The 26014-nt window shown below is 72.6% G+C and carries 24 protein-coding genes and 1 riboswitch; of the genes, 7 read left to right on the top strand and 17 right to left on the bottom strand.

The features are described 5' to 3' along the window. Positions 1-100 precede the first annotated feature (100 nt). Entirely contained in the window at positions 101-823 is a 723-nt protein-coding gene (locus I4J89_RS51755) for a GAF domain-containing protein (protein ID WP_196419060.1), read from the top strand. 142 nt (positions 824-965) lie between these two features. Here the strand turns inward: I4J89_RS51755 and I4J89_RS38145 are convergent, their stop codons facing one another. Then, positions 966-1676 (bottom strand): nucleotidyltransferase domain-containing protein, encoded by a 711-nt coding sequence (locus tag I4J89_RS38145; RefSeq protein ID WP_196419061.1) that lies wholly within the window; start codon positions 1674-1676, stop codon positions 966-968. A 35-nt stretch (positions 1677-1711) separates the two neighbouring features. On the opposite strand from I4J89_RS38145, the gene I4J89_RS38150 reads away from it, so the two are divergent. Continuing rightward, positions 1712-2107, top strand: a complete 396-nt coding sequence (locus I4J89_RS38150; protein ID WP_196419062.1) for a hypothetical protein — start codon at positions 1712-1714, stop codon at positions 2105-2107. Here I4J89_RS38150 and I4J89_RS38155 read toward each other — a convergent pair. From I4J89_RS38155 to I4J89_RS38165, 3 genes are all read right to left on the bottom strand, one after another. Continuing rightward, entirely contained in the window at positions 2095-2661 is a 567-nt protein-coding gene (locus tag I4J89_RS38155) for a uridine kinase family protein (protein ID WP_196419063.1), read from the bottom strand. The two genes, I4J89_RS38150 and I4J89_RS38155, sit on opposite strands and share 13 nt — an antisense overlap. Beyond that, on the bottom strand, positions 2658-3461 hold the full coding sequence (locus I4J89_RS38160; RefSeq protein WP_196419064.1) for an ATP-binding protein: 804 nt from the start codon (positions 3459-3461) through the stop codon (positions 2658-2660). Before I4J89_RS38160 ends, I4J89_RS38155 begins: the two co-directional genes overlap by 4 nt. Before the next feature lie 85 nt (positions 3462-3546). Continuing rightward, a complete protein-coding gene (locus I4J89_RS38165; protein ID WP_196419065.1) occupies positions 3547-3954 on the bottom strand; it encodes an STAS domain-containing protein in 408 nt (135 codons plus the stop codon). Positions 3955-4110: 156 nt separating this feature from the next. Between I4J89_RS38165 and I4J89_RS38170 the strand changes: the two genes are divergently transcribed. Both I4J89_RS38170 and I4J89_RS38175 read left to right on the top strand, forming a co-directional pair. Then, complete coding sequence (locus I4J89_RS38170; protein ID WP_196419066.1) at positions 4111-4470, top strand: ArsR/SmtB family transcription factor; 360 nt, start codon at positions 4111-4113, stop codon at positions 4468-4470. Continuing rightward, positions 4454-4936 carry an SRPBCC family protein gene (locus I4J89_RS38175; protein ID WP_196419067.1) on the top strand — a complete coding sequence of 161 codons (483 nt, stop codon included), beginning with the start codon at positions 4454-4456 and terminating at the stop codon, positions 4934-4936. The genes I4J89_RS38170 and I4J89_RS38175 overlap by 17 nt, the downstream gene beginning before the upstream one ends. A gap of 51 nt (positions 4937-4987) precedes the next feature. On the opposite strand, the gene I4J89_RS38180 is transcribed toward I4J89_RS38175, so the two are convergent. From I4J89_RS38180 to I4J89_RS38190, 3 genes are all read right to left on the bottom strand, one after another. Beyond that, positions 4988-6235, bottom strand: coding sequence for a glycosyltransferase (locus I4J89_RS38180; protein ID WP_196419068.1), 1248 nt, complete (start codon positions 6233-6235; stop codon positions 4988-4990). After that, the gene (locus I4J89_RS38185) at positions 6232-8466 is read right to left on the bottom strand and encodes a GH92 family glycosyl hydrolase (RefSeq protein WP_196419157.1); all 2235 of its coding nucleotides are present in this window, start codon (positions 8464-8466) and stop codon (positions 6232-6234) included. The genes I4J89_RS38180 and I4J89_RS38185 overlap by 4 nt, the downstream gene beginning before the upstream one ends. 78 nt (positions 8467-8544) lie before the next feature. Continuing rightward, complete coding sequence (locus I4J89_RS38190; protein ID WP_196419069.1) at positions 8545-9093, bottom strand: hypothetical protein; 549 nt, start codon at positions 9091-9093, stop codon at positions 8545-8547. A gap of 417 nt (positions 9094-9510) precedes the next feature. Between I4J89_RS38190 and I4J89_RS38195 the strand changes: the two genes are divergently transcribed. Continuing rightward, positions 9511-10800, top strand: a complete 1290-nt coding sequence (locus I4J89_RS38195; RefSeq protein ID WP_196419070.1) for a WD40 repeat domain-containing protein — start codon at positions 9511-9513, stop codon at positions 10798-10800. A gap of 2 nt (positions 10801-10802) precedes the next feature. On the opposite strand, the gene I4J89_RS38200 is transcribed toward I4J89_RS38195, so the two are convergent. Then, the gene (locus I4J89_RS38200; RefSeq protein WP_309238659.1) at positions 10803-13061 is read right to left on the bottom strand and encodes a putative bifunctional diguanylate cyclase/phosphodiesterase; all 2259 of its coding nucleotides are present in this window, start codon (positions 13059-13061) and stop codon (positions 10803-10805) included. A 54-nt stretch (positions 13062-13115) separates the two neighbouring features. Beyond that, positions 13116-14342: an aminotransferase class V-fold PLP-dependent enzyme gene (locus I4J89_RS38205; RefSeq protein ID WP_196419071.1), complete on the bottom strand. Its 1227-nt coding sequence runs from the start codon at positions 14340-14342 to the stop codon at positions 13116-13118. Positions 14343-14359: 17 nt separating this feature from the next. Beyond that, a riboswitch (SAM riboswitch) is annotated at positions 14360-14474 on the bottom strand. 46 nt (positions 14475-14520) lie between these two features. Between I4J89_RS38205 and I4J89_RS38210 the strand changes: the two genes are divergently transcribed. After that, a complete protein-coding gene (locus I4J89_RS38210) occupies positions 14521-15582 on the top strand; it encodes a M20 family metallopeptidase (RefSeq protein ID WP_196419072.1) in 1062 nt (353 codons plus the stop codon). Here the strand turns inward: I4J89_RS38210 and I4J89_RS38215 are convergent. Then, positions 15529-16119, bottom strand: coding sequence for an HD domain-containing protein (locus I4J89_RS38215; protein ID WP_196419073.1), 591 nt, complete (start codon positions 16117-16119; stop codon positions 15529-15531). The two genes, I4J89_RS38210 and I4J89_RS38215, sit on opposite strands and share 54 nt — an antisense overlap. A 172-nt stretch (positions 16120-16291) precedes the next feature. Here I4J89_RS38215 and I4J89_RS38220 point away from each other — a divergent pair, with 172 nt between their 5' ends. Further along, positions 16292-17914: a glycoside hydrolase domain-containing protein gene (locus I4J89_RS38220; protein ID WP_196419074.1), complete on the top strand. Its 1623-nt coding sequence runs from the start codon at positions 16292-16294 to the stop codon at positions 17912-17914. A 140-nt stretch (positions 17915-18054) separates the two neighbouring features. Here I4J89_RS38220 and I4J89_RS38225 read toward each other — a convergent pair whose 3' ends face one another. The 7 genes from I4J89_RS38225 to I4J89_RS38255 all read right to left on the bottom strand — a co-directional run bounded on the left by I4J89_RS38225 (position 18055) and on the right by I4J89_RS38255 (position 25965). Continuing rightward, positions 18055-19158: an endo-1,4-beta-xylanase gene (locus I4J89_RS38225; protein WP_230860311.1), complete on the bottom strand. Its 1104-nt coding sequence runs from the start codon at positions 19156-19158 to the stop codon at positions 18055-18057. A gap of 75 nt (positions 19159-19233) precedes the next feature. Next, positions 19234-20841 carry a sensor histidine kinase gene (locus tag I4J89_RS38230; RefSeq protein ID WP_196419075.1) on the bottom strand — a complete coding sequence of 536 codons (1608 nt, stop codon included), beginning with the start codon at positions 20839-20841 and terminating at the stop codon, positions 19234-19236. Continuing rightward, entirely contained in the window at positions 20834-22456 is a 1623-nt protein-coding gene (locus I4J89_RS38235; RefSeq protein ID WP_196419076.1) for a sensor histidine kinase, read from the bottom strand. Before I4J89_RS38235 ends, I4J89_RS38230 begins: the two co-directional genes overlap by 8 nt. A gap of 143 nt (positions 22457-22599) precedes the next feature. Then, positions 22600-22992, bottom strand: coding sequence for a hypothetical protein (locus tag I4J89_RS38240; RefSeq protein WP_196419077.1), 393 nt, complete (start codon positions 22990-22992; stop codon positions 22600-22602). Further along, complete coding sequence (locus tag I4J89_RS38245; RefSeq protein ID WP_196419078.1) at positions 22985-23464, bottom strand: MarR family winged helix-turn-helix transcriptional regulator; 480 nt, start codon at positions 23462-23464, stop codon at positions 22985-22987. The genes I4J89_RS38240 and I4J89_RS38245 overlap by 8 nt, the downstream gene beginning before the upstream one ends. Positions 23465-23506: 42 nt before the next feature. Next, positions 23507-25084: an ABC transporter permease gene (locus tag I4J89_RS38250; RefSeq protein ID WP_196419079.1), complete on the bottom strand. Its 1578-nt coding sequence runs from the start codon at positions 25082-25084 to the stop codon at positions 23507-23509. After that, a complete protein-coding gene (locus I4J89_RS38255) occupies positions 25081-25965 on the bottom strand; it encodes an ABC transporter ATP-binding protein (protein ID WP_196419080.1) in 885 nt (294 codons plus the stop codon). Before I4J89_RS38255 ends, I4J89_RS38250 begins: the two co-directional genes overlap by 4 nt. Positions 25966-26014 lie beyond the last annotated feature (49 nt).

Consider the following 26014-nt stretch of genomic DNA (forward strand, 5'->3'; position numbering starts at 1 on the left):
GCTGTGATACGACTGAGGGGTGGGCGAGCCTGACGCGGCGCGCCTTTCCCGCGCCGCAGACCCGGGACCAGCACGTCGTGCGCTCGCGCACGACGTGCTGGTGCCCCCCCCGCCGCACCCCGGCCGCGCGGCCGGGGGGCAAGCCGAGCCGGCCCGCCGCCGGTACGCCGAGGCGACCCTCCGGATGCGCCGGGCCCAGCAGGCAAGGGCGGAGGCGGAGGCCCGGCGCAGGGCCGCCGAGAGCTGGCGTCACGAGGTGCACGAATACCTGCGGGTCTGGTGGGCGCAGGCCGGAGAACGGACGGCCGCCGCGGCGCTGCGCCCGCCCGGCCGGCCGGGCCTCACCCTGTTCGCGGCCGACTTCCTCCGGGTCGAGGAACCGGCGGCGATCATGTCGGCGACGCTGGAGGCGGCGCTCGCGCTGAGCCCGGCGCGGATGGGCAACATCCAGCTGTACGACGCCGCCGCCGGCGGGTTGCGCATCGTCACGCAGTACGGGTTCGGCCGTGACTTCCTGGACTTCTTCGCCCTGGTCGACGACCGGCGGTCGGCGTGCGGGGTGGCCCTGGCAGACGCGCGCACCGTGCAGGTGCACGACGTGGAGCGCAGCGAACTCTTCGGCCGTGGCCCGGCCCGCGACGTGGTGCTGGCCGCGGGGGTACGGGCGGTGCGCTCGATTCCGCTGGTCAGCGACGGGGTCCAGCTCGGGGTGCTGTCGGTGCACTACCACAAGCCGCACGACCCGGACCCGGTGGAGCGCCAGCTGCTGGCAACGGTGGCATCCGCGGGGATGCGCCGGCTGAGCCGCTCAGCCGGCAGCTAGAGCTTCCGTAGTCAGGCTCCCCAAGCGGTGATCTTGCTTGGCCCATGCTCAATGCCGTCTCAACGGCCGCCAGACAGCACCCACGTGGGGCCGGACAAGACCCTGACCACCAAGGCTCTCTAGCGTCCGGCGCCGAACCGGCTCAGCCGGGCCGGCGGGCCCGGGCGACGGTGCGGCGCACGTCGCGCCAGGCGATCAGGGCGGTGCGCAGGCGGGGCGAGGTGACGTGCTCGCCGTCGCGGCGGGCGCGGAGCTGGCCGATCAGCCAGGCCGGCGCGTCGGCCGCCGCCACGGCCTGGGTCTTGGTGAGCAGGTTGCCGGTGGCGAGCGCGTGCCGGCCCCGGGCCATCGAGGTCAGGCCCAGGTCGGCCATGACCGGATCCCGGAACAGCCAGGGGCGGCGGGCGGCCCACGCCCAGTAGCCGGTCAGCTCGGCGCGGGCGGCGTCGCGTACGTCGTCGTCGGTCATCGCCGGCAGCACGTCGCGCGGTGCGCGACCGGCGATCGCATGCCCGTGCCGCACCAGTTCGGCCCGGGTGATGCCGGAGAGGATGCGCTGCACCAGCTGGCCGTGGGTCCAGGTCGGGTGTTCGGCGTCGCGGTCGGCCAGGCGGGCCGTCTCGACGTAGACGCAGCCGAGGGCGAGTCCGCGGGCCGGGCCGGCGTCGAGGCGGCGGTGCAGCTCGGCGAGGACGTCCTGGTGGGGTGGCCGGTCGGTGAGCGCGACCAGGTCGATGTCGCTGACGCCGGGCCGGTAGTCGCCGGTGGCCAGGGATCCGGCGACCAGCAGGTCGGTGACCCAGCCCAGTGCCACGAGCTCGCGGCCGAGTTCGGTGACGGCTGGGGGGATCATGACGGCACTCTATGCGCTGCTGTCACCATGGTCGGGTGAGCAGCATCATCGACTTCTATCTCGCGCCGGACGACGCCGCCGCGGCCGGTGGGCCCGGTGACGGCGAGTCCGCTGAATACGGCAACTTCGACGCGTACACCGCGCTGTTCGAGTGGGAGGCCCTGCTGACCGGCCGCGACGCGATGGAGCTGATCGAGAGCGACGACTCCCCCGATGTGGGGGACCTGGTCTTCCGGGCGCGCGGCGAGCTGGTCACCGCTCTGGCCGAGGCGAGCCCGGAGCGCCTGGCGTGGGTGACCCGGGAGTGGATCGCCGGGGACGAGGCCGGCGTGGAGGACGAGGAGCTCGCTCTGGAGCTGGTCACCGAGGTGGCGGGGCTGGCGCGTACCGCGCGGGCCACCGGCCGCCACCTCTACCTTCAGGTGAGCTGAGGCCCGGTGTCGATGACGGTGTCGGCGCGGGCGCGTGTGCCGTCGCTGGTGAAGAACTCGTCTTCCGCGCGCATCCAGCGGTGCCAGAGTTCCTCGTGGCCCGGGAACGCGGCGTCGCGGGCCAGGCCGCGCGCGAGGCGCGTCTCGGCCGGTGCGTCCACATAGACGGCGTACGCCAACCGGCCCACCGTCTCGCGCCGGGTGCAGGTGACGCCTTCCAGGATCACGGTCGGCGCCCACGGCTGCGTCTTCCACTCGCCGAGTGACGAGCCGTACCAGTCGCTCCAGTCGCGGGCCTGGTAGTGGGCGGCCTTGCCGGCCAGCAGCGGCGTCAGGACCTGCTCGTCGAAACGGGGCCACCAGCCGGCGAAGTCGTCCCAGGAGACGAAGTCGTCGATCGGCAGGACCGGCGCGTCCAGCAGTGCGGCCAGCCCGGTGGCCAGGTGGCTCTTGCCGGATCCGCTCGGGCCGTCGACGCCGACCAGGCGGATGCCGTTGACCGGCGGCCGCTGGTTGATCTCGGCGCTGATCCGGGTCAGGTCCTCGGTGGTCATCGGGTCACCTCGTTGGGGCGGGCGGTTTCCCGCAGTATCGCCCAGACGACCTTGCCGTCGCGGGCCGGCAGGACGCCCCAGGCCTGGGAGGCGACGCTCACCAGGCGCAGGCCCATGCCGCTGCCGCTGGGTGGCGGCATCCGGACGTCCTTGTCGTAGACCGCCAGATGCAGGCTGGTGGCGCCGCGGGTGGCGGCGCGCCGCAGGGTGCCGCGGTGTGAGATGACGACATCGATGGGGCCGCCGACGTGCAGGACCGCGTTGGCGACCAGTTCGGAGACGACCAGCAGGGCGCGTGGGCGTACCGCTTCCATGTGCCATTCGGCGCAGGCCGCGCTGACGATCTGCCGGGCGTGGGCGACGCTGGCCGGTACGGGTGGCAGCTGGAGGCGTACCTGGCTGGTGGTCGGGCGGTGGCTGGTGATCGCGGTGCGGGCCAGCCCGACGGTGCTGAACAGGGAGAGGTGGGCGCGGGCGCCGAGGCGGTCGAGCCGGCCGGCCAGCCGGGTGGCCGGCGGTACGCAGGCGACCACCGGGACGGGCGGCTGGAGGCGCCCGCCCTGTGCGGCGACGGTCATCCAGACCGGCGCGCTGGCCGAGCGCGGGTCGTGCAGGCCGAGCAGGTCGATGGCCAGTCCGGCCGGGTGCTCGGCCAGGCATTTCTGTGCGGTCCGGTATGCCGCGGCGCTCAGCCGCCGGTCCCAGTGACCGTTAACGGTGAGCTCGATGATGCCGGTCTCGTGGTCGATCAGTGCGGCGACGGGTGGGTCGGTACCGGTGCCGGTGGCGTCACGTTCCATCGACAGGTTTCCGGTCCCTTCGGGCGGCTGGCGTCGTTCCAGGCATGGCCGTTTCGCTTCGCGAACGAGCCACCCTAGAGACCTATCACGCTCCGGGACGGCCGGACATCACCGGCAGGAGTGAACCGGCGTCCAGCATGGCGTCGAGGGTGTCGGCGGTGTTGGGCGCGTAGAGCGCGCTGGGCGGGCACAGGCCGGTGATCTCGAGTGCCTGGCGCACGGCGCCGCGGGCGCCGGCCACCTCGAAGCCGTGGCCGCCGCGCAGGGCGCGGGTGTAGGCGACCAGCAGCACCTCGATGCATTCGCTGCCGATGTCGTCCACCTCGGTCAGGTCGACGAGGACGGCGGCGCGCCGGGTCTGTTCGAACGCGCGGCGCAGGGCGCGGCGCAGCTCGGCGTGGGCGGCCCGATCGAGGCTGCCGGTGACGTGGACCCGCACGGCCGGGCCGGCCGGGGTGGTCTCGCGGCGGATCACACAACGCGCTTGTTCCATGCCGCCGGTCTACTCGGACGATGTGTACGGCTTGCGAACTACCGGTAAGCCCGGCGTGCCGATCCGCTCTGAGCTGCGCTTTCAACTTTATGGTTGACAGGTGACCGGCACCACGTCTACGGTTACTTTCAACCGACAAGTTGAAACGAGGGTTCGATGCCGGCGGACACGTTGACTCGCGTCTTCTCCGCACTCGCCGATCCGACGCGCCGCGACATGGTGGCCCGGCTCGCCGAGGGCGACGCCACGGTGAACCAGTTGGCCGAGCCGTACCGGATGTCGCTCCAGGCGGTCTACAAGCACCTCAAGGTGCTGGAGGACGCCGGGGTGGTGAGCCGGCCGCCGGGACCGCAACCCCGGATGGTCCGACTGGAGACGGAGGTGTTCGACGAGATGGACGCCTGGATCGAGCGTTACCGGCGTCGCGCCGAGGAGCGGTTCAGCCGCCTCGACACGCTGCTGGCGAAGATGACCGACGACAAGGAAAAGGGGAAGGGCAATGACCAAGAACGTTGAGGCCACCATCGAGGCCGACCCGAAGCTGCCGATCGTCCGGATCACCCGTGAGTTCGACGCGACGCCGGAGCAGCTGTTCCGCGCGCACACCGACCCGGAGCTGTTCCTGCAGTGGAACGGCCCGGACTCGATCGACACCAAGATCGACTACTGGGACGCGCGGACCGGCGGCAGCTGGCGCTACGTCTCCTCGCGCGGCGACGACGAGTTCGGCTTCCACGGCTCCTTCCACGAGGTGTCGCCGACCAAGATCGTGCAGACCTTCACCTGGGAGGGCATGCCGGACGGTGTGGCCCTGGAGACGCTGTGGTTCGAGGACCTCGGCAACGGGCGCACCCGGCTGCGCGCCCAGTCCGTGGTGGACAGCATCGAGGGCCGCGACGCCTGGCTGCAGAGCGGCATGGAGGTCGGTGTCAACGAGGGCTACGCCAAGCTGGAGAAAATGGTTGCCGACGGCAAGCTGTGATCGACGGAGACGGCCGCCCCCGGGGAAGGGGCGGCCGTTTTCGCGTACCCCTCAATGGAGCAGTTGATCGAAGACCGCGGCGCGGTCGAAGGCCAGGGCGTGCGCCCGCGCGCGTTTCTCCAGGTCCGCCCGCTCTTCGGCGGGCATCTCCAGCACCACCCGGTCCAGTGCCTCGGCGAGGCCGCCGATGTCGCCGGCCTCGACGATGACGGCGGCGTCGCCGACCGCCTCGCCGGTGCCGCCGGTCAGCGTGGTGACGATCGGCCCGCCTCCGGCGAGGGCCTTCTCGGCCAGGGCGATGCCGAAGGTCTCGACGAAGTCCGGCTCCGGCTTGGTGGGCAGGGCGTACGCCGCGCAGCCGGCCATCAGCAGCGGCTTCTCGTCGTCGTCCACATCGGTGAGGAAGACGATCCGGTCGTCCTCCTTCGCCATCGCCCGGACGTGTTCCAGGGCCGGGCCGGTGCCGGCCACCACCAGCTTCACGTCGTCCCGGCAGCGCATCTGGCCGTAGGCGATGATCAGGTCGTAGATGCCCTTGGCCCGGGCCACCCGGGACAGGAACAGGATGTACCGCTCGCGCCGCAGCCCGCGGCGGGCCAGCGCGGCGTCCACCGCCTCCGGGTCCAGGCCGAGGAAGGCCGACGCGTCGATCGGCGGGTAACTGACCGTGACCCGCCGCCGGCACTGGCCGGCGAAGCCGGTGCCGCAGTTGGCGTCGACCTCCTCGGCGGCGGCGATGATCTCGTCGCGGGTGTACTCGGAGACCGCCACCACCTCGTCGCTGGCGAGGAACGTGGTGAGCAGCACGGTCGCCGCACCGAAGCGGCCCTCGCGCAGGCAGTTGCGGATCACGTTGGTGACGTCCGAGCCGACCGCCTTGGCGATGGTGTGCACCTTCGGGTCGAAGCCGGCGGCCCGGGCCGCGGTGACCGCGTCGTTGATCACCTGGGTGTGCGGGACCAGGTACATCGACAGGCAGACGGTGGGCACGCCGTCGGCGAGCAGCTCCACCAGGCGCCCGGTGAGCCCGGCCAGGTGCCGCCCGTCGGGCACCCGGTAGTCGCCGACCGCCTCCGGCCGTTCCACGGTGATGCCCGGGCTGTACGGCAGCAGCCGGTCCAGGGGCTTGAGCGGCAGCCCGGCGGCCTGTAGTGCGGGTACCGGCCAGGTGAGCAACCGCACGTCGTCGAAGCCGCGGGTCAGGGCCACCTCGGCGAGGTTGCGCGCCTCGCCGGAGTGTCCGCAGATGACCGGGTCGGCGCGGACCGCGATGACGAGGCGGCGGGTCGGTCGGCTCATCGGACCTCCTTCGGGTGGGGGTGTGCCAGAGACGGCGGCCGGGTTCGGTGACCCCAGGTGGAGGGTTCCGGGCCGAGCCGCAGGTGCAGCCGCCCGCCGTGGTGGACGTCGGCCGCGGTCAGGTGGGTGGCGTGCAGCGGCTTGCCGTTGAGCGTCGCGGACTGGACGTACTGCGGGGGCGGGTCGCGGTCGATCCCGTCGACGCCGATCGGGCGGGAGCGGTGCCCGCTGGTCTCGATGACGAACTCGCCGCCCTCGACGTGCAGCGCGGCCCGCTCGAAGGCCGGGGCGTTGACCAGGAACAGGTTCTGGCCGGCCACCGGGAACAGGCCGAGCGACGCCCAGACGTACCAGGAGCTGAGGCCACCGGAGTCGTCGTTGCCCGGCAGACCGCCGGGTCCGGTGCCGAACTGCCAGGTCAGCGCGGCGTGCACGATCTGCGCGGTACGGTCCGGACGGCCCGCGTAGTGGTAGGCCCAGGGTGCCTCCATGTCGGGTTCGTTGTTCAGCCCTTCGAAGCGGTTCAGGGCGTAGCCGGCGGCCATCTCGGCGGGCGGCGGGCGGCGGCCGGGCTGCTTGACCGGGTCGGCGCCGAAGCCGAAGAACCGGTCGAGCCGGTCCAGGAACACGTCGTCCCCGCCGGCCAGGGCGATCCGGGCCGCCATGTCGTGCAGCAGCCGGAACGAGTAGTTCCACTTGCCGCCCTCGTAGAACTCCGAGTCGCGCAGCAGTCCGGTCGCCGGGTCGAACGCGTTCACCCAGCCACCGGCGCGGCGTTCCAGGTCGGCGGCGAGCCGGTGGTCGCCCAGCGCGCGGGCCAGCTGGGCGGTGCAGTGGTGGGCGTACGCGAGATCCAGGGTGTGTGTGATCGGGTGCGCCACGCCGTGCTCGAAGAAGTCCTCGCCGTAGAGCCGGCGCAGGTCGTCGACCATGTGCACGAGCGCCCAGGTCCAGTCGATACCCGGCCGGCGCAGCGCGTGCGCGTCGGCGAGCGCGGTGTGCGCCAGGGCGCTGGCCTGCCGGAAGAACCGGTCGGCGCCGCGGGCCATCCGGTAGCCGATCGGGAAGTTGCCCTCCTCCTCGCAGACCCGGATCAGCGATTCGAGCAGGTCGCCGTAGCGGTCCGGGACGAGCGCCGAGAGCAGCGGCAGCTGGGTCTTGTAGATGTCCCACATGGTGCAGATGTCGAACGCGTACGGGCCGGAGCTGGGCCAGAACGGGCTCTCGTCGTCGGCGACGCACGGCTTGATCAGGGAGTGGTAGAGGGCGGTCGCCATGACCGTGCGGCGGGCGTCGGTGCCGCCGTCGACCTCGACCTTGCCGAGGTGGTCGCGCCAGCGGGCGCGGGTGCGGGCGCGGACGGTCTCGAAGGCGGTCCGGGCGACGCCGCACTCGCGTTCCAGGTTCTGCCGGGCCTGGTCGCACCCGCGCAGCGAGAAGCCCATCCGCACCTCGACGCTCTGCCCGGCCCGGGTGGGTCCCATGAAGAGCATGCCGAACGGGCGCAGCGTGGTGTGCCGGATGCTGTCGAAGTCCAGGCGGGTGCCGCCGGGGATGAGCCGCTGGTCGTACCAGAGCATCTGCCGCCAGCCGGGGCTGTCCACCTCGAGGTACACCGAGAGCGGCACGCCTTCCATGACCACGGTCCCCTGGGCCCGGCCGTGTCCCATGCTCTCCACCTGGGCGCGCAGCGGGACGGTACGGCCCAGGTCGATGGCCAGCCCGCCGCAGGACAGGTCGACGACCACCCGGGCACTGTCGTGGTCGGGGAAGGTGTAGCGGTGCACCGCGACCTTCTCCCCCACGGTGATCTCGCAGCGCACGCCGGTGTCCAGGTTGGCGGCGTAGTAGCCGGGCCCGGCCCGCTCGTCCTCCAGCGGCCAGGACCCGCCCAGGTCGTCGAGGGGCTGCACCATCGGGGTGACCCGGACGTAGTTGTAGTACTTGCGGATCGCGCCGGTGCCGGACTGCTGGAAGTGGGTGAACCCGGAGGCCTGCAACCGGCCGAACATCTCCTCCGGCACGCCCTCGGTGTTCTTGGCGTACCGGCCGTAGCCGGTCGGGTAGGCGCCCGAGTAGGCGCAGGCGGAAACCATGCCCAGCGGCGAGGTGGCGCCCGGGTGGGTGTTGCCCACCTGCGGTTTCGGCCACCACCAGGTGGCGGCGAGACCGTGTGCGCGAGGCAGGTCGGTGGCCGCGGTGCCGATGAAAGGATCAACGTTGTCAAGAATGGCCGGACTCTAACCGGCCGTTGCCCCTGCTGTGGTTTCCGGCAGGTGAACTGCTTCCGCTGAGGTGTTACGCGGGGGTCAGGTCGCCTCGCTGCAGTCCGACGCGTCACGGATCACCATGCCGCGAGCCAGCCGGGCCGGCTCGGAGTTCAGCGTCGTGTCGATGGCCGTGGCCGGCGGCAGGCCCCGGCCGGCCGGCAGCGACGTCGCCGCGCCCCGGTAGTCCGGTACGGCGAACGGGTCGAGGTCTCCGCCGGCAAGCCGTTGCCAGCCGCGGCCCTCGTCGTCGGTGAACCACAACGCCACGACCACGGTGCGGTCCGGGACGGGCTTGCCGGTGAAGATCTCTTTCGGCAGCCCGAGTACGACACATGGGGGAATCGCGTCGAGGTAGAAGACTCCGATCTTGCCGGCCACCTCCACCAGGAGCCAGGACTTGAAGATCGGTGACGGCGCCCGGTTCCGGATCACGATCCCGGGTGCGCCGAGTTGTCCCTCCACCCGGGTGGGCAGCAGGCCCTCCACGATCGAGATACGCGCCGCGATCTGCTTGCGCTGCCGGCCGCGCTGGTCGGCGAACGCCATCGTGGACAGCACGATCGCGACCACCGAGAGCACCGCGGACACGACGGCGCTCCAGGTCTGAGCCTTCTCCGCGGCGCTGCGAGCGGCTCGGCTCTCTGGGTGGGCGCCGGGCTCGTCCGGCGGCGTGGGCACGGCCACCGGGGCGGGCGCTTGCTCGGGCGCGGGCGCCTTCTCGGGCGCGGGCTTCGGAGGCGTGGGCTCCTCCGGTCGGCGATGCTTTTGTTCGGGAGACGGCTGAGCCGCCGCCCTCGAGTCCTCCGGATCCGTATTGGTCATCTGACCAGACCTCCGCGTGCGGGTGTCGCCCGGCGCGACACCGGGCCCGCATCCGGTCCTAGCCGATTCCCCGGCCGCCGGTGCCCGGGCGGACAATGTGTTGCCGGGGCGGACAACGCGCCCTGCGGCGGACATCCGACGGTTTCTTGCCCGGCCCGGCGGACGGCTGTGACGCTGGGTCACATGCCACGTCCGGAGCGTCCCCTCAATCCGGCGGACGGCCCGCTCGCCGAGTTCGCTGCCGCGCTGCGCGCGCTCCGGGTGGCCGCCGGGTCACCGAAATACAGCACGATGGCGACGCGTACCGGCCGGTCGAGCACCGCGCTGTCCGACGCCGCCGGCGGCCGGCACCTGCCCAAGTGGCCGACCGTCGAGGCCTACGTGCAGGCCTGTGACGGCGACGTCGCGGAGTGGCGGCGCCGTTGGGAACGGCTGCGGGCCGAGCTCGGCGAGCAGGACGCCGGATGGCGCCCGTCGCGGCGTGCCGTGATCGCGGGCGGGGCGGTCCTGGCCGCCGGGGCGGTCACGCTGCTGGTCGTGCGGAAGGCGGCCTCCGGCCATCCGGACGAGCCGCGGCTGCTGACGCCGAGACATCCGTCCGGACCGGTGTCGCTGAGCTTTCCCCGGTTCTTCGGGGACCGGCTGGCGACGGCCGACGCGGCCGGTGTCGTCCGGATCTGGGACACCGCCGCCGGCGAGGTGGCCCGGACGATCGACACCGGCGATCCGCAGCCGACGCTTGTCGCCTTCGACCCGCTCAACCGGCAGGTTCTCGCCACCACCGGGCCGGACGGGCTGATCCGGCTCTGGGACCACACCGACGGCAGCCCGCTGCGGACGCTGCCCGGCGCCGGTCCGGGCGGCAAGGCGGTGCTCGCTTTCGACCCGCACAACCGCGACGTGCTGGTGGCCGGCGTCGCCGGGCGCCCGGTGACCTTCTGGGACATCGGGACGGGACTGCGGATCCGCGTGCTGAGCGGGCCGCCGGCGGCGGTCACCGCGCTGGCCTTCGATCCGCTCACCCGCAACACCCTGGCGGTGGCCGGCCGCGACGGCCCGGTCACCGTCTTCGACACCAGCAACGGGAAGCCGGTCCGCGAGCTGGATGGTTCCTTTCGCCAGGTGACCGCCCTCGCGTTCGACCCGCTGACCCGCAACACCGTGGTCACCGGTGAGGCCGGTGCCGCCACCCGGGTCTGGGACTCCAGCGACGGCCGGCCCGTCCGCCCGGTCCGTACGCCGCGTGGGGTCAGCTCGCTGGCGTTCAACCCGCTGATCCGCAACAGCCTGGCGGCCGCTCCGCGGGACGGGACCGTCCAGATCTTCGACGCCAGCACCGGTCTGCACGTCCACACCCTCATCGGCGGCGCCGATCCGGCGGACACGATCGCCTATGACCGGAACGGTGTGCTGCTCGCGGCCGCGTACGCCGACGGCAGGGTCCGCCTCTGGCCGATCCGCGACTTCCGCTGACGTCAGGACCGGATCAGCGACGAGGTGCGGCCGGCGGAGGCCAGCATGCGGTCGAAGTCGGGGGCGGGCAGCGGCTTGCTGAAGAAGTAGCCCTGCACCGCCGGGCAGCCGGCCGCCTGCAGCGCGGACCAGTCCGCGAGGTCCTCGACGCCCTCGGCGATGGTGGACATGCCCAGCGAGTGGGCCAGCCACAGCACCGCCGAGATGATCGACGACTTGCGGGGGTCGCCGGCCAGGCCGGCCACGAACGAGCGGTCCAGCTTGACGATGTCGGCGGGCAGCGACTTGAGCCAGGTCAGTGAGCTGTAGCCGGTGCCGAAGTCGTCCAGGGCGATCCGGACGCCGAGCTGTTTGAGGGCGGCCAGCCGTTCGCTCACGTCGCCGGCGGACGACAGCAGGGCGGTCTCGGTGATCTCCAGGACCACCCGGGACGGGTCGAGATGCGGCACCCCGGCGAGGACGCCGGCGACCATCGGGACGAAGTCGGGTTCGGCGAGCTGGCGGGGGCTGACGTTGACCGAGACGTAGCCGAGCCGGTCCGACCAGTGCAGCAGGTGGTCGATCGCCGAGCGCAGCACGTGCTCGCCGAGCGGCACGATCAGCCCGGTCTCCTCGGCCACGCCGACGAAGGCGTGCGGTCCGAGGATGGTGCCCTCCGGGGTACGCATCCGGACCAGCGCCTCGGCGCCGATGATCTGGCCGGTGACGGTGGAGACCACCGGCTGGAACCACAGCGGCAGGGTGTGGCGCGGGCTGGCGGCCAGGGCCCGGCGCAGGCGGGTCTCGGCGGCGATCCGCTCCTGCACGGGCACCCGCAGGGCGTCGGTGAACACCTGAACCCGGTTGCCGCCGGCGCGCTTGGCGGCGTACATGGCGGTGTCGGCGGCCAGCACCACGTCGTCGACGGCGGCCGGGCCGAACGCGGTGGTGACGCCGACGCTGACCGAGACCGGCAGTTCCTGGGCGCCGATCGGCAGCGGCTCGGCGAGCGCGGCGAGGATGCCGTTGCCGACCCGCAGGCCGGTGCCGGCCGGGCCGGGCAGCGCGACGACGAACTCGTCGCCGCCGAGCCGGGCGATCAGGGCGCCGGCCGGCACCACCTGGCGCAGGCGTACGGCCAGCGCGCGCAGCACGTCGTCGCCGGTGGTGTGCCCGGACCCGTCGTTGATCGTCTTGAACCGGTCCACGTCGAGGTAGATGACGCTGACCGGTTCCCGGCTGCGGTCGAGCAGCCCGGCGAGGTCGTGCTCGAAGGCCTTGCGGGAGAGCAGGCCGGTGAGCGAGTCGTGGCGCACCTGGTAGTGCAGTTCGGCCTCGTGGTCGCGGACCGCGGTCACGTCGAGGCAGTGCACGAAGACCATCCGCAGCCGGCCGTGCCGGTCGTAGAGGCCGGTGCTGTGCACCTGCACCCACATCAGTGAGCCGTCGTCGGCGCGCCGGTACTGGTGGGTCACGGTGACCGGCTCGGTCCGTCCGGTGAGGGTCTCGAACAGTCGCGCGCCGGCCTCGTCGACCGACTTGATCGGCAGGTCGGTGAGGGCGAAGCCGGCCGGCAGCTCGGCCGGCAGGCGCAGCCACTCGCGGAAGGCGGCGTTGGTGCGTACGAGCACACCGTCCGGGTCGATCATCGCCATCGGGACCGGCGTCTCGTCGAAGGCGACGCTGAGCTGTGCCTGGCTCTCGTCGAGGTTCTCCTGGGCGCGTTGTTCCTCGGTCTCGCTCAGGCTCCAGGAGATCAACTGGAAGCCGGCCGCGAAGAGCACCGCGACGCCGTGCACCAGGGCCCAGATCAGCGGGTGCGCCGTCGCGTTCTGGTGGTCGTAGGTGTGGTCGCCGACCAGCGTGCCGAAGACGCCGTGGTGCAGGGTGGTGGCGACCAGGAACGCCCCGAACGGCGCCCAGTCGCGGTAGAGCGCGAGCGCGGCGACCACGATGAAGAACGTGAAGTGTGCCTCGGTGAGGCCGTGGCTGAGCGAGACGAAGCCGGCGCAGGCCACCGTGAAACCGAGCGCCACGGCGACCGAGCGCAGCCGCCGGGAGCGCAGCAGGGCGGCGGCCGCCACGGCCGGCAGGATCAGCCCGTCGGTGAGCAGCAGGGTGACCGCGTGGTGCTCGCCCTGGAAGACCCCGAACACGGTGAGGACCACCATGACGACGGCGAGCAGCACCGTCAGCAGGCGGTGCCGGCCCGCCCAGTCCTCGTCGCGCAGCCCGCCACCGGCCGGAAGCCGGTCGCGCAGCCACGTCATCCAGGTCCCCACGGATGCCAGGATCGGCGTACGACGCGACCGGGACAGGTTCTCGCGGGTAGCGGCTCAGGTGCGAAGTGCCGCGGTGAGCCCGGCGAGCAGGCGATCCACGTCGTCGGTGGTGCTGCCGAGGCCGAAACTGGCGCGCAGCAGGCCGGTGGATCCGGTGCCGCACGCGCCGCCGGTGGTGGCTCCGGTCAGCCGCCGGACCAGGGGGTGGGCGCAGAACTGGCCGGCCCGCACGCCGATGCCGTGTTCGCGGCCGAGGCGCTGGGCGATCCCGGCCGGGTCGTGTGCGGGCAGGTGCAGCGAGACGATGCCGACCCGGGGGTGGTCCGGGCCGAAGACGCTGACCTCGGTCGCCTCGGGCAGGTCGCGCAGCCCGTCGCGCAGCCGGGTGAGCAGGGCCTGTTCGTGCTGGTGCAGGGCGGTGCGGTCGGCGGTGATCAGGGCCGCGCAGACGGCGGCGAGGGCGACGGCGCCGAGCAGGTTCGGGGTGCCGCCCTCGTGCCGGGCGGGCCCGTGGGCCCAGGTCAGCTCGCCGGGTCGGTCACCGACCGCGACGCTGGCGCCGCCGCCGGCGAGGTAGGGCGCGGCGGCGTCGAGCCAGTCGGTGCGGCCGGCGAGCACGCCGGCGCCGAACGGGGCGTACAGCTTGTGGCCGGAGAAGGCGAGGTAGTCGGCACCGAGTTCGGCGAGCGAGACCGGGTGGTGCGGGGCGAGCTGGGCGGCGTCGACGATGACGCGTACGCCGTACGCGTGCGCCACGTCGGCCAGGCGCCGCACCGGCCACACCTCACCGGTCACGTTGCTCGCCCCGGTGACCGTGAGGACGGCCGGGCCGGTGTGCTCGCGCAGCGCGCGGTGCAGCGCCTCGACGGCCTCGTCCGGCGACGCCGGGGTGGGCAGGCGCAACACGTTCGGCCAGGGCAGCAGGTTGGCGTGGTGCTCGCCGTCGAAGCCGATGGTGGTGGTGCCCGGCGGCAGGGCTCGGGCGAGCAGGTTGAGCGCGTCGGTGGTGTTCCGGGTGAAGATCACGCCGTCGCCGGGTCGGGCGCCGACGAACTCGGCCACCACGTCGCGGGCCAGCTCGTACGCGACGGTGGACGCCTGGGAGCGTACCCCCGTGCCGCGATGGACGCTGCCGTAGCGCGGCAGCAGGTCGGCCACCGCATCGGCCGCGGCCTGCGCGCAGGGCGCCGACGCCGCGTAGTCCAGGTGCGCGAAGCGCACGGTCTCCCCGTGCGGAAGGGTGACCTTGAGATCGTCGCCGATGATGTCGAGAGATGGCATGACCGCGCCTCCACGGGTTCGCCGTTTTGCCGGTGTCGGGCGACACCGGCCCGGTCCTCACCCGGGGCACCCCATCGCGAACGCAAGGGTTGCCGGCCAGCAAGCCGGGGCTACGCGCTGGCACTCATGACCTGCCAGCAAGATAGCAGCCTGACTTGCCGCTGTAGTTTCTCATCGCATGGAGGAACTGGTCGCGCCCGCGGTGGAACTGATCGGCATCCGCTCCACCGCGGACCGCCCGGACGACCTGCACCGCGCGCTCGGCCTGGTGCTGGAGCTGGTCGGTCCCGGCTTCGAGGTGCGCCGGTTCTCCTCCGGTGGCAAGCCCAGCGCGCTGGTCTCGGTCTCGGCCGGCGAACCGTCCGTGATCCTCAACGCCCATCTGGACGTCGTCCCCGGCGAACCCCATCAGTTCACCGCCCGCCGCGACGGCCACCTGCTGTACGGCCGGGGCGCCCACGACATGAAGTGCGCCGCCCTGGTGCTCGCCACGGTCTTCCGCGACCTGGCGCCGCGGCTGCCGTTCCCGATCGCGTTGCAGCTGGTCACCGACGAGGAGGTGGGCGGCTTCGACGGCACCGGGCACCAGGTGGCCCAGGGCGTCCGGGCCGGCTTCGTGATCATCGGTGAGCAGAGCAATCTGCGGATCGTCACCGAGTCCAAGGGCATCCTGCGGGTCCGGCTCACCGCCACCGGGCGCACCGCGCACGCCGCCTACCCCTGGCTCGGGTCGAACGCGCTTCTCGCGGTGACCGGCGCGATCGGCCGGCTGCTGGACCGGTATCCGGTGCCGGCGGCCGAGGAGTGGGTCACCACGGTGAACGTGGCCCGGATCGAGACCGGCAATCAGGCGGTGAACATGGTGCCCGCCGACGCGTGCGCCTGGCTGGACATCCGGTTCCCGTCTTCGGACAGCGAGCTGATCGCCGACCTGCACACGATCGCCGGTCCGGGTGTGCGAGTGCACGTCGACGCGGTGGGCGCGCCGCATCACGCCGACCCGGACAGTCGTGCGGTGCGGGCGCTGCGGCGGGCCGCCGAGTCGGTGGGGTACGACGCTTCACCGCTGCGCAAGCACGGCTCGGCGGACGGCCGGTTCTACTCGGCGCACGGTGTGGACGCGGTGATCTTCGGGCCGGGCGGGGACGGCCAGCACGGGCCGGCCGAGTACGTGGACCTGCGGACGTTACGGCCGTACCACGACGCGCTGACCGGGTTCCTGCGTTCCCTCGCCCAGTAGCGCCCCGACCCGGGCGGCGATGGCACGCAGGTGAGGGCCGCGGTCCGCGTCGACCAGGGCGTTCAGTGAGCAGGGGCCGTGGCGGTGCAGCATCTCGGCGTACCGCTGCTCGGTGCCGACCCGGTCGCCGCGCGGGCCGACCGTCTGGTCGGCGTAGGTGAGGGCGTCGGCCAGCAGGCTGTGCTCGTCGGGGAAGGCGGCCAGCTCGCCGGCGAGACCGCGGGCGGCGGCGACGAACCGCGCGCCGGAGTGGTGGGCGACCAGGCCGGCGACGCGGGCCGGCCAGCCCTCGGCGGTCAGGTGGGCGGCGCCGTCGAGCGGGTGGAAACCGGTGTGGGCGATCGGTTTGGCGTACCCGATGTCGTGCAGCCAGGCCGCCGCGACCAGCACGTCCGGGTCCAGGCCGAGCCGGTCGGCGAGGCCGGCGGCGCGTTCGGCGACGCCGGCGCTGTGCCGCCACCGGTCGCCGCTGTCGCCCAGCAGGGATTCGGCGAGGTGTCGTGCGGCAGCGGCCCGGGTGAGCAGCAGGGCGGTCATGGCCGAAGGCTAGACCGGCCTCGGTGAACGGCGGACGAACGCGCGATGGCCGGTCATTGAATCCACCGCAGGCATGGGCTTCGCGATCATGCTGGCCGTTCGGACGATGTGCGGCAGCCCGAACGTTTGCTTCCCTCTATGGGCTCCCGGTCACCGACGATAGGTCCGACAAATGAATGACACGCCCAAGCCCGGGCGTCACCGGCTCCATCCCCGCCGGCTCTTCAGGTACCGGAAGCGACTACTGGGCGTGTTCGTCGCCGCACTGTGCGTCGCTCCGCTCGCCCTGGTGAACGGGAACGCGACCGCGGCAACCGCGCTGCCGCCGCAGCCGGGCAACTTCCGGGGGTACGCGTTCGACGCGTGCACCGCCCCGTCGAGCGACGCGATGAAGGCCTGGCTCAAGTCGCCGTACCGGGCGATCGGCATCTACTTCGGCGGTGTCGCCCGGGGCTGCACCCAGGCGAACCTGACCGCGGCCTGGGTGAAGGAGCAGATCAGCCGCGGCTGGCGGCTGATCCCGATCTACGTGGGCCCGCAGGCGACGTGCACCACGGTCACGAAGAAGCACTTCATCGACAACGCGCGGGCCGGGGCGCAGGGCCGGGCCACCGCGGACGACGCGGTCACCCAGGCCAAGAAGCTCGGCCTGTCGCCGGAGAGCGTGCTGGTCTACGACATGGAGGCGTACCGGTCAAGCGACGCCGCCTGCAAGGCCGGGGTGCTGGCGTTCATGCACGCCTGGACCGCGCGGCTGCACGACCACGGTTACTTCTCCGGCTTCTACAGCAGCACCGGTTCCGGCGTCGCCGACCAGGTGGCGGTCTACAACAAGGCCGGCTACGCGCGGCCCGACTATGTGGACTTCGCCCGCTGGGACAACAAGGTCACGGTCGCCGACAAGGCGATCCCGGCGGCGTACTGGATGCCGCAGCGGCGGATGAAGCAGTACGGCGGCCCGCACAAGGAGACCTGGGACGGGCACACCATCAACATCGACAGCAACTACGTGGACTTCGCCCGGCTGCCCTCGGCCAAGCTCGGCGACTGGACCCGGAACGGCTGGTCGGACGTGCTGGCGCGGACCAAGAGCACGGGCAACCTGTACACCTACCCGGGCAACGGCACGGTCGTCACCGAGGGCGCCCGCACGAAGGTCGCCGGCGGGTTCAGCAGCGCGAACGCGATCGTGCGGATGGACCTCAACCGCGACGGCATGCAGGACGTGATCACCCGTACCGGTTCCGGGGCGATGTATTTCCACCCCGGCCGCAGCACCGGCAAGGCCGGCTCGCGCACCAAGATCTACAGCAACATGAAGCACCTGCGGGAGATCACCGCGATCGGCGACTTCAACCGGGACGGCTACCCGGACATGCTGGCCTCACAGACCAGCAACGGCAACGTCTACCTGTACCCGGGCAAGAAGGGCGCCAAGTTCGGCACGCGCAAGCTGCTGGCGAAGGGCAACTGGAACAACCGCAGCGAGTTCACCGGGGCCGGCGACTTCAACCGGGACGGCTACCAGGACCTGGTGGTGAAGCTGAACAGCACCGGCGACCTGTACCTGTACCCGGGCAAGTCGGGCGGCTTCAAGACCCGCGTCAAGATCGGCTCGGGCCGGGGTCTGCGGGACGTGACCGGCATCGGCGACTTCGACCGGGACGGCTTCACCGACCTGGTCGCCGTGCACGCCTCCACCGGCTATCTGATGCTGCTGCGCGGCAACGGCAAGATCATTGCCACCAGCGTGCGCATTTCCACCGGCTACAAGGGCCGCACGCCGCTGTTCTAGATCGGTACGCGTAAACGGCCGTCCGCTTCGAGCGGACGGCCGTTTCGTTTTCCCCGTCCCCGCTTTCGCACGCGGGCACGTCGGTTCGGCGCGCCCCAGCGCGACCGCCGGGAAACGCCGGCCGGTCACGCCGGCGGCGATCACCGGGCTTGGCGCAGCCCCTCGAGCAGGGCGTAGTAGGCCGGCTTGCGGCTGAAGTCGTCCCACATCACCGTCGCGGCGCCCTCGGACGGGAAGAACACCGGCACCCACGAGTACTTGTCGGTGAAGCCCCAGATGGTGAACGAGTTGCAGTCGTCGACGGCCAGACAGGCGTCCAGGACGGTCCGGTAGTAGCGGGCCTGGGTCTGCAGCTGCTCGGCGGTCGGCACGCCGCCCTCGGGCAGGTCCATCCGCACGTCCAGCTCGGTGATCGCGGTGTAGAGGCCGAGGTCGTCGAAGCGCTGCAGGACGCTCGCCAGCTGGTCCGGCGCGCCGTAGCGCATCGACAGGTGCGCCTGGGAGGCGAAACCGTGCAGCGGCACCCGGGCCGCGAGCAGCTCCTTGGCCAGGGCTTCGTACGCGTCCACCTTGGCACCCGGCCAGTCGACGCCGTAGTCGTTGAGGAACAGCTGCGCCTTCGGGTCGGCCTGGTGCGCCCAGCGGAACGCGTCGGCCACGATGCCGGGGCCGAGCTCGCGGATGAAGATGTTCTCCTGCCGGTACTCACCGTTCTCGTTGAAGATCTCGTTGGCCACGTCCCACTGGTGGATCTGCCCGCGGTAGCGGCCGACCACGGTGTAGATGTGGCTCTTCAGGATGGAGCGCAGCTCGGCCTTGGTGAAGGTGCCCTCGTTGAGCCAGGCCGGGTTCTGGCTGTGCCAGAGCAGAGTGTGCCCGCGCACGGCCTGCCCGTTCTGCCGGGCGAAGCGGACGATCGCGTCGGCCGCGCCGAAGTTGTACCGGTGCCGCTCGGGGTGGATGAACTCCCACTTCATCTGGTTCTCCGGCGAGACCGAGCTGAACTCGCGGGCCAGGACCTTGCGGTAGGGCTTGTCGTGGAAGAACGGGTCGGGATAGGGCTGGTCGACGTGGTGGCCGCCGCCGGCGACCGCCGTGCCGATCCGCAAGTCTCGGGGTGCGGCCGAACGTAGTGTCTTGCCGTCGTGCCGGTCACCCGCACTGGCCGGCGCGGCCGGGCCCACGATCGCGAGCAGTGCCGAGGTGGCGAGGACGGCCACGGCGGCACGGGAGGTCTTTCTCAACGTGACTCCTTCGAGGGAGACGAAGCGCGTAACTTTCGGTGGTCCCTCGTAAGTTATGCGGAGCACCGATGCCCGTCAATGAGGCAGCGTGAAGAGGAACGCTGTTCCGCCGCCCGGGTTGTCCTCGACCCGGATCGCGCCGCCGTGCCGTTCGACGATCCGCAGGCAGGTGGACAGGCCGATGCCGTGCCCCTTGGCCGGTGCGTCGTCGAGCCGGGTGAACATGTCGAAAACCCGGTCGCGCTGCTCGGCCGGGATGCCGAGCCCGTTGTCGGCGACCCGGATCTCGTCGCCGGCGGCGGTGACGGTGATCCGGCAGGGACGCTCGGGATGCCGGTACTTGACCGCGTTGCCGACCAGGTTCTGCAGCAACTGACGGGCCAGCACCGGGTCGCAGGAGACGACCGGGAGCGGTTCGGGCGCGCTGACCAGGGCGGCCGCCTCGTCGATCGCCTCGCGCAGGTCGGCCAGCACTTGATCGAGGATCTCGCCGAGGTCGACCCGGGACAGGCGTACCGGGGCGCTGCCGGCCTGGGCGTACCCGAGCAGCGAGCGGATCAGGTCGCGCATCCGGGTCACCGCCCGGCCCGCCGCGCCCACCCACTGCCGGGCGTCGCCGGTGACCGCGTCCTCCAGCAGCTCCAGGTAGCCGCCGACCGCGCCGAGCGGGGCGACCAGGTCGTGGCTGACCGCACCGGCGAAGTTGCTCAGGTCGGCGTTGGAGCGGCGCAGTTCCTCGTTCGCCCGGGCCAGTTCACGGCGGGCCTGTTCGATCGCCCGCTGCTGGATCCGGTCGCCGGTCACGTCGTTCATCGCGACGACGGCGCCCATCGGGGAGCCGTCCGCCGCGACCAGGGCGCGGCCCCCGGCGCTGACGTGCACCGGGTCGCCGGTAGTCCGCTTGATGATCAACTCGGCGTCGGTGACGACCCCCTCCCGCAGGGCGCGCAGCAGCGGGACCCGGTCCGGGCTCAGCAGGGTGACGCCGTCGGTCTCGTACAGGTGGTACCGGTCGGAGAAGTCCCACGGGTCGACGCTCGGATCCGCGTCCAGCCCGTGCCAGTCCCGGGCGGCCCGGTTGAACAGGATGAGCCGGCCCTGCTCGTCGCAGGCCACCACGGCCACGTCGATGGTTTCCAGCAGGGTGTCGGTCCACCGCTTGCGGGTCTCGGCGACGACCGCGAGCTCGGCGTTGAGGCGGGCCTGCCGGCGCCGCTCGAACAGCGCCAGGACGATCGCGGCGAGGTCCTTGAGCCGGGCGATCTGCTGCTCGTCCAGGGTCCCGGGCTGGTCGTGGAAGACGCACAGCGTGCCCAGCGCGTGCCCGGCCGAGGTGACCAGCGGCGCCGAGGCGTAGAGCCGCACGCCGGCGAGGACACCGGTGACCCACGGGCTGTCCCGGTAGGCGGGGTCGAGGCTGGCGTCCGGCACGTAGGTGAACCGTCCGGTCTCGAAGCGGATCGCGCACATCGAATCGGCGCGGGCCGAGTCGGCGCCCTGGAAACCGACCGAGGTGAGCTGGCACTGCCGGTTCTCGTCGATCAGGTTCAGGCTGGCGGTGGGCACCCGGGCGACCGTGGCGGCCACCCGGACCACGGCCTCCAGTTCGTCGCCGGCCGGGCAGTCGAGCAGGCGGTACTCGTGCAGCGCGGCGAGTCGCCGCCGCTCCCGCAGATCAGTCATCGGCCGGCTCCGGCAGGGCGAAGACCACGGTCACCCCGCCGTCCGCGTTCTCCTCCATCCGGATGGATCCGCCGTGCCGGTCGACGATCCGCAGGCAGGTGGACAGGCCGATGCCCTGTCCGGCGGCGGCCGCGCCCGGCTCCAGCCGGGTGAACATGTCGAACACCCGGTGCCGCTGCTCGGCGGGGACGCCGACGCCATTGTCGGCGACCGACACCCGGCCCGCGGCGGCGGTCACGGTGACCCGGCACGGCCGGTCGGGATGCCGGTATTTGATGGCGTTCGCGATCAGGTTCTGCAGCAGCTGCCGGGCCAGCACCGGGTCGCAGCAGATCACCGGCAGAGGGCCGGGTACGCGTACGCGTGCCCCCGCCGCCTCGATCTCGGCCCGCATGTCGAGCAGCACCTGGTCGAGCAGGTTGCCCAGTGGTACGCGCACGCGCCGCACCGGTGCGCTGCCGGCCCGGGCGTAGTCGAGCAACGCCGCGATCAGGTCCCGCATCCGGGCGACGGCCCGCGCGGCCGCGTCCACCCAGCCGCGGGCCCGGCCGTCCACCTCGTCGGCGAGCAGTTCCAGATAGCCGCCCACCGCGGCGAGCGGGGCGACCAGGTCGTGGCTGACCGCGCCGGCGAAGTTGGTCAGGTCGGCGTTGGAGCGGCGCAGGTCCGCGTTGGCCGCGGCCAGCCGCCGGCGGGCCTGGTCGATGAAACCGCGCCGGGACCACTCCGCGGTCACGTCCTGCAGGGCCACCACCGCGCCGAGCACCGCGCCGTCCGCGGAGTGCAACGCCCGCGCGTTCGCGCGGACCCGCCGCGGCTCGGCGTCCGGCCGCCGGATCATCATCTCCCGGCCGGTGACCGGCCCTCCCCCGGTCAGCGCCACCACCAGCGGCACCTGGTCGTCCGGGACCGGAGTGCGGCCGTCCGGCTCGTACAGCGTGAAGCGGGCGGCGACCTCGACCGGCGCGGCCTCCAGGTCCACGTCCGGCTCGTGGTAGCCCCGCGCGGCCCGGTTGAACTCGGTGACCCGGTAGGCCGGGTCGATCGCGATCACCGCGACGTCGATGGTGTCCATCACCGCCTCGGCCCACTGCTTGCGGGCCTCGGTCTGGGTGGCCAGCGCCGCGGTGAGCCGGACGTGCCGGCGGCACTCGAAGAACGCGACGACGATGGCGGCCAGGTCCTCGATGCGGCTGACCTGCTCGGCGGTCAGTTCGTGCGGCTCGGTGTCGAAGACGCAGAGCGTGCCGAGCGCGAACCCGCCGGGCGTGACCAGCGGCGCGGAGGCGTAGAAGACGATCGAGCCGAGCACCCCGGTCACCCACGGGTTGCGCTGATAGTCCGGTTCGCGGCGGGCGTCCGGCAGGTTCACGAAGCGGCCGGTGTCGAGGCGTACCGCGCACATCGAGTCGGAGCGGTCGCAGTCCTTGCCGGGGAATCCGACCGTGGTCAGCTGGTACTGCCGCTGGGCGTCGATCAGGTTGAGGGTCGCGGTCGGCACTCCGGCCACCGCGGCCGCCACCCGGACGACCGTCTCCAGTTCCTCCTGCGGCGGGGTGTCGAGCAGCTGGTACTCGTGCAGTTCGGCAAGCCGCCGCTGCTCCCGCTCCCCCATCACGTGTTACCTATCGGCACCCGGACGGCACCCCTTATCGGGTACGGGCACCGCCCGTCCCGCCGGATCGGTCCGTCCCGCCGCGCCGCGCGAGCCCGGCATCACACCCGGGCCCCAGCGCGACCACCGGGAAATAGCGGGTGTCAGCGGTGATGACGGGTGTGCTCGCCGGCCGGCGCCGAGGGCGCCGGGTCAGGCTGGGGCGGGCCGTCCAGGGCGGTGCGCAGTGCCGGGCCGATCAGCAACGCCGACACGGCGAACAGGACGGCGAACGAGGTCACCGCGATGCCCGGCGCCCACCAGGTGCCGAACCGGCGGCGTAGGTTCCGCAGCATGGGCAGCATCGCGGCCAGGCCCAGCACGCCGAACAGCACGGTCCCGCCGGTTCCCGCCAGCAGCGCCGTGCCGGCGAGCAGGCCGGCGTGGTGCAGCAGGTGCGGGGCCAGGCCCAGCGCGGCGCCGAATACCGCACCGGCACGCCATCGGCCGCGGCGGCGGGTCGTCGCGGGGCGCGAGCCGGTCCGCTGGTCAACCACGGGTGACCACGCCCGCGTCCGCCGGCGTCGGCTGCCCGGTGGCGGCCTCGACCAGCGTCGTCAGCGCGTCGATGACCGCCGGTCGCTGCTCGGCGGGGATGTTGCGCAGCAACTCGGTGAACCGGGCGGCCCGGGCCACCGCCAGCTCGCCGGCGGCCCGGCTGCCGTCCGGGGTCAGCTCCAGCCAGACCAGCCGGGCGTCACCGTCACGCTCGGCGCGCCGCACCCAGCCACGGCCGATCAGCTGGGCCACCAGGCGGCTGACCGTGCTCTTCTCCAGCCGGAGCCGTCTGGCCAGGGCGCTCTGCGTCAGCGGCCCGTCGCGGTCCAGCTCGCCGATCGCGTGGGCCTCGGAGACCGGCACCGGTGTCCCGCAGGGGGTGCGGTCCGGCTGGTGCAGGCCGAACGCGCGCACGAACGTGGTGATCCGGCCCTGCAGCAGCAGCGCCAGGTCGAGATCATCCTCCGGCATAGTTCGACCATACAACCAATTAGTTCGACGCTACAACTGTCATCAGTAGCCGACGTCGCGGCGGCGGAAGCCGGCCAGGCCGGCCGCGACCAGGGCGGCGGCGACCACGCCGAGAGCGATCAGCGGTGCGGCCGTCACGGATTCCAGGGGCGCCTCGGGCGCGTGGACGAACGGCGACGCCTGCTGGGCCCACTCCGGCAGGTTGAACGAGTCGGCGAACAGCTCGACGACCACGCAGTAGCCGAGCGCCACCCAGCCGGCGACCGCGGCGGCCCGGGCCCACCATCCCAGGCCGAGCGCCGCGACGGCCACCACCGCCCACACCGCGGGCAGGTAGGCCAGGGCCACGCCGGTCATGCGTATCGCCTGGCCGGGCTCGCCGACGGTCAGCCCGTACGCCAGGCCCTCGCCGAAGCCGGCGGCGATGAGCACCAGCGCGCTGCCCAGCAGGGCGACACCGAGGTGGCTGCCCAGCCAGGCTGTGCGGCTGACCGCGGTGGCCAGCAGCGGTTCGGCGCGCCCGGCCGTCTCCTCGGCCCGGGCCCGCAGCGCGGCAGCCACCCCGAACGCCGCCGCCAGCAGGGCGCCCATGGTGACGGTGAGGGCGAGGTACGAGTCGACGACGTCCGCCGCCCCGCCCGGCAGGAACTCGGCGACCTCCGGGTTCTCGGCGATGTACTGCTCGATGCTGTCGCCGAGCGACCCGTACGCCGCCCCGAGCATGCCGACCCCGATCACCCAGCCGATCACCGCGCCCCGGTGCAGCCGCCAGGCCAGCCCGGCCGGCGATCCGAGGGCCCACGACGCCCGTGGCCGGCCCGGCCGGGACCGGACCAGCCCAGCCCCGAAGTCGCGCCGGTCCAGGGCCAGCAGCGCGATCCCGGTCAGCGCGAGCGCCGTACCGAGCAGCAGCAGCACCGGCCACCAGCGCTCCTGGCCGTACGGGAAGGTGCGCTGGCCCCAGCCGATCGGCGAGGCCCAGGACAGCGCGGGATTGCCGGCGTCCCCGGCGGCCCGCAGCATGTACGCCGCGCCGATGCCCAGGCCGACCGCGCCGTAGACGCCCCGGCCGTGCTCGAAGACCTGCGCGGCGACCGCGGTGAGCGCCGCGAAGACCAGTCCGACCCCGGCGAGTGCGGCCGCGACCAGCAGCGATCCGCCGACCGGCAGACCGGTGCCGGCGGCCACCGCGAAGACCCCGGCGCCGACGGCCAGGTCGGCGAGCGCGGCCAGTGCCAGTGCGGCGTACACCGGTGAGCGGCGGCCGACCCGCGCGGAGCGGATCAGCTCGGCCCGGCCGGTCTCCTCGTCACCGCGGGTGTGCCGGCCGACCAGGAACATGTTCATCAGGGCGACCACGATCGCGGCGAACGCGAAGATCTCGAAGACGATCTCGCCGCCGATGCTGTCCAGCAGCTCGACCGGGCCGCTCATGGCGATCACCGCGGTGTTGCCGCCGAGCGTGGCGCGCAGCGCGGCGAGTTCCTCGGGGGTGCCGTACAGGTTCTGGCTCTGGGTGGACTGGACCAGGAAGAGCAGCCCGGCGCCGCCGATCCACAGCGGCAGCGCGACCCGGTCCCGGCGCAGGTTGAAGGCGAGCAGCGTCCCGGTCCCGGTCATGACTCCTCCCCGTAGTGGCGCAGGAACATCTCCTCCAAGGTGGGCGGTGTGCTGGTGATGCTGCGTACGCCCAGCGTGGCGAGCTGCCGCATGACCGGTTCCAGGCCCTGGGTGTCCACGTCGAACCGGGCGTGATGGTCCTCCACGACGGCGTCGTGCACGCCGGGCAGCCCGTCCAGCCCGGTGACCGGCCGGGAGGTCTCCACCGAGATCGAGGTCCGGGTGAGGTGCCGCAGCTCGCTGAGCGTGCCGGACTCCACGGTGCGGCCGAGCCGGATGATGCTGACCCGGTCGCACAGCGCCTCCACCTCGGCCAGGATGTGGCTGGACAGCAGCACGGTGCGGCCCTCCTGCTTGACCTGCCGTACGCACCGCTGGAACTCGGACTCCATCAGCGGATCGAGGCCGCTGGTCGGCTCGTCGAGCAACAGCAGCTCGGCGTCCGAGGCGAGCGCGGCGACCAGCGCGACCTTCTGCCGGTTGCCCTTGGAGTAGGCGCGGGCCTTCTTCGACGGGTCCAGGTCGAAGCGTTCGAGCAGTTCGTCGCGGCGCCGCCGGTCGAGGCCGCCGCGCAGCCGGCCGAGCAGGTCGATCACATCGCCGCCGGTGATGCCCGGCCAGAGGATCACGTCGCCCGGCACGTACGCCAGCCGCCGGTGCAGGGCGACCGCGTCGGCCCATGGGTCGCCGTCGAGCAGTCGTACCTGTCCGGCGTCGGCGCGCAACAGGCCGAGCAGGATCCGGATGGTGGTGGTCTTGCCGCTGCCGTTGGGCCCCAGGAAGCCGTGCACCTCGCCCTTCTGCACGGTCAGATCGAGCCCGTCCAGCGCGGTGGTCCGGCCGAACGTCTTGGTCAGGCCGGAGATCGCAATCGCGGTCATCGCATCGTCCTTCCTCACTCACCTCAAGAGTGCTCCCGGCTCGCCAGTC

The sequence above is a fragment of the Actinoplanes aureus genome, from assembly GCF_015704865.1.
GTDB classification, from domain to species: domain Bacteria; phylum Actinomycetota; class Actinomycetes; order Mycobacteriales; family Micromonosporaceae; genus Actinoplanes; species Actinoplanes aureus.

What these genes read in the sequence shown, in the direction of transcription:
- I4J89_RS38145 (WP_196419061.1), bottom strand. Translation starts at nt 1,676, where the DNA reads ATGATCCCCCCAGCCGTCACCGAACTCGGCCGCGAGCTCGTGGCACTG.
- I4J89_RS38155 (WP_196419063.1), bottom strand. Translation starts at nt 2,661, where the DNA reads ATGACCACCGAGGACCTGACCCGGATCAGCGCCGAGATCAACCAGCGG.
- I4J89_RS38160 (WP_196419064.1), bottom strand. Translation starts at nt 3,461, where the DNA reads ATGGAACGTGACGCCACCGGCACCGGTACCGACCCACCCGTCGCCGCA.
- I4J89_RS38165 (WP_196419065.1), bottom strand. Translation starts at nt 3,954, where the DNA reads ATGGAACAAGCGCGTTGTGTGATCCGCCGCGAGACCACCCCGGCCGGC.
- I4J89_RS38170 (WP_196419066.1), top strand. Translation starts at nt 4,111, where the DNA reads ATGCCGGCGGACACGTTGACTCGCGTCTTCTCCGCACTCGCCGATCCG.
- I4J89_RS38175 (WP_196419067.1), top strand. Translation starts at nt 4,454, where the DNA reads ATGACCAAGAACGTTGAGGCCACCATCGAGGCCGACCCGAAGCTGCCG.
- I4J89_RS38180 (WP_196419068.1), bottom strand. Translation starts at nt 6,235, where the DNA reads ATGAGCCGACCGACCCGCCGCCTCGTCATCGCGGTCCGCGCCGACCCG.
- I4J89_RS38195 (WP_196419070.1), top strand. Translation starts at nt 9,511, where the DNA reads ATGCCACGTCCGGAGCGTCCCCTCAATCCGGCGGACGGCCCGCTCGCC.
- I4J89_RS38205 (WP_196419071.1), bottom strand. Translation starts at nt 14,342, where the DNA reads ATGCCATCTCTCGACATCATCGGCGACGATCTCAAGGTCACCCTTCCG.
- I4J89_RS38210 (WP_196419072.1), top strand. Translation starts at nt 14,521, where the DNA reads ATGGAGGAACTGGTCGCGCCCGCGGTGGAACTGATCGGCATCCGCTCC.
- I4J89_RS38215 (WP_196419073.1), bottom strand. Translation starts at nt 16,119, where the DNA reads ATGACCGCCCTGCTGCTCACCCGGGCCGCTGCCGCACGACACCTCGCC.
- I4J89_RS38220 (WP_196419074.1), top strand. Translation starts at nt 16,292, where the DNA reads ATGAATGACACGCCCAAGCCCGGGCGTCACCGGCTCCATCCCCGCCGG.
- I4J89_RS38230 (WP_196419075.1), bottom strand. Translation starts at nt 20,841, where the DNA reads ATGACTGATCTGCGGGAGCGGCGGCGACTCGCCGCGCTGCACGAGTAC.
- I4J89_RS38235 (WP_196419076.1), bottom strand. Translation starts at nt 22,456, where the DNA reads ATGGGGGAGCGGGAGCAGCGGCGGCTTGCCGAACTGCACGAGTACCAG.
- I4J89_RS38245 (WP_196419078.1), bottom strand. Translation starts at nt 23,464, where the DNA reads ATGCCGGAGGATGATCTCGACCTGGCGCTGCTGCTGCAGGGCCGGATC.
- I4J89_RS38250 (WP_196419079.1), bottom strand. Translation starts at nt 25,084, where the DNA reads ATGACCGGGACCGGGACGCTGCTCGCCTTCAACCTGCGCCGGGACCGG.
- I4J89_RS38255 (WP_196419080.1), bottom strand. Translation starts at nt 25,965, where the DNA reads ATGACCGCGATTGCGATCTCCGGCCTGACCAAGACGTTCGGCCGGACC.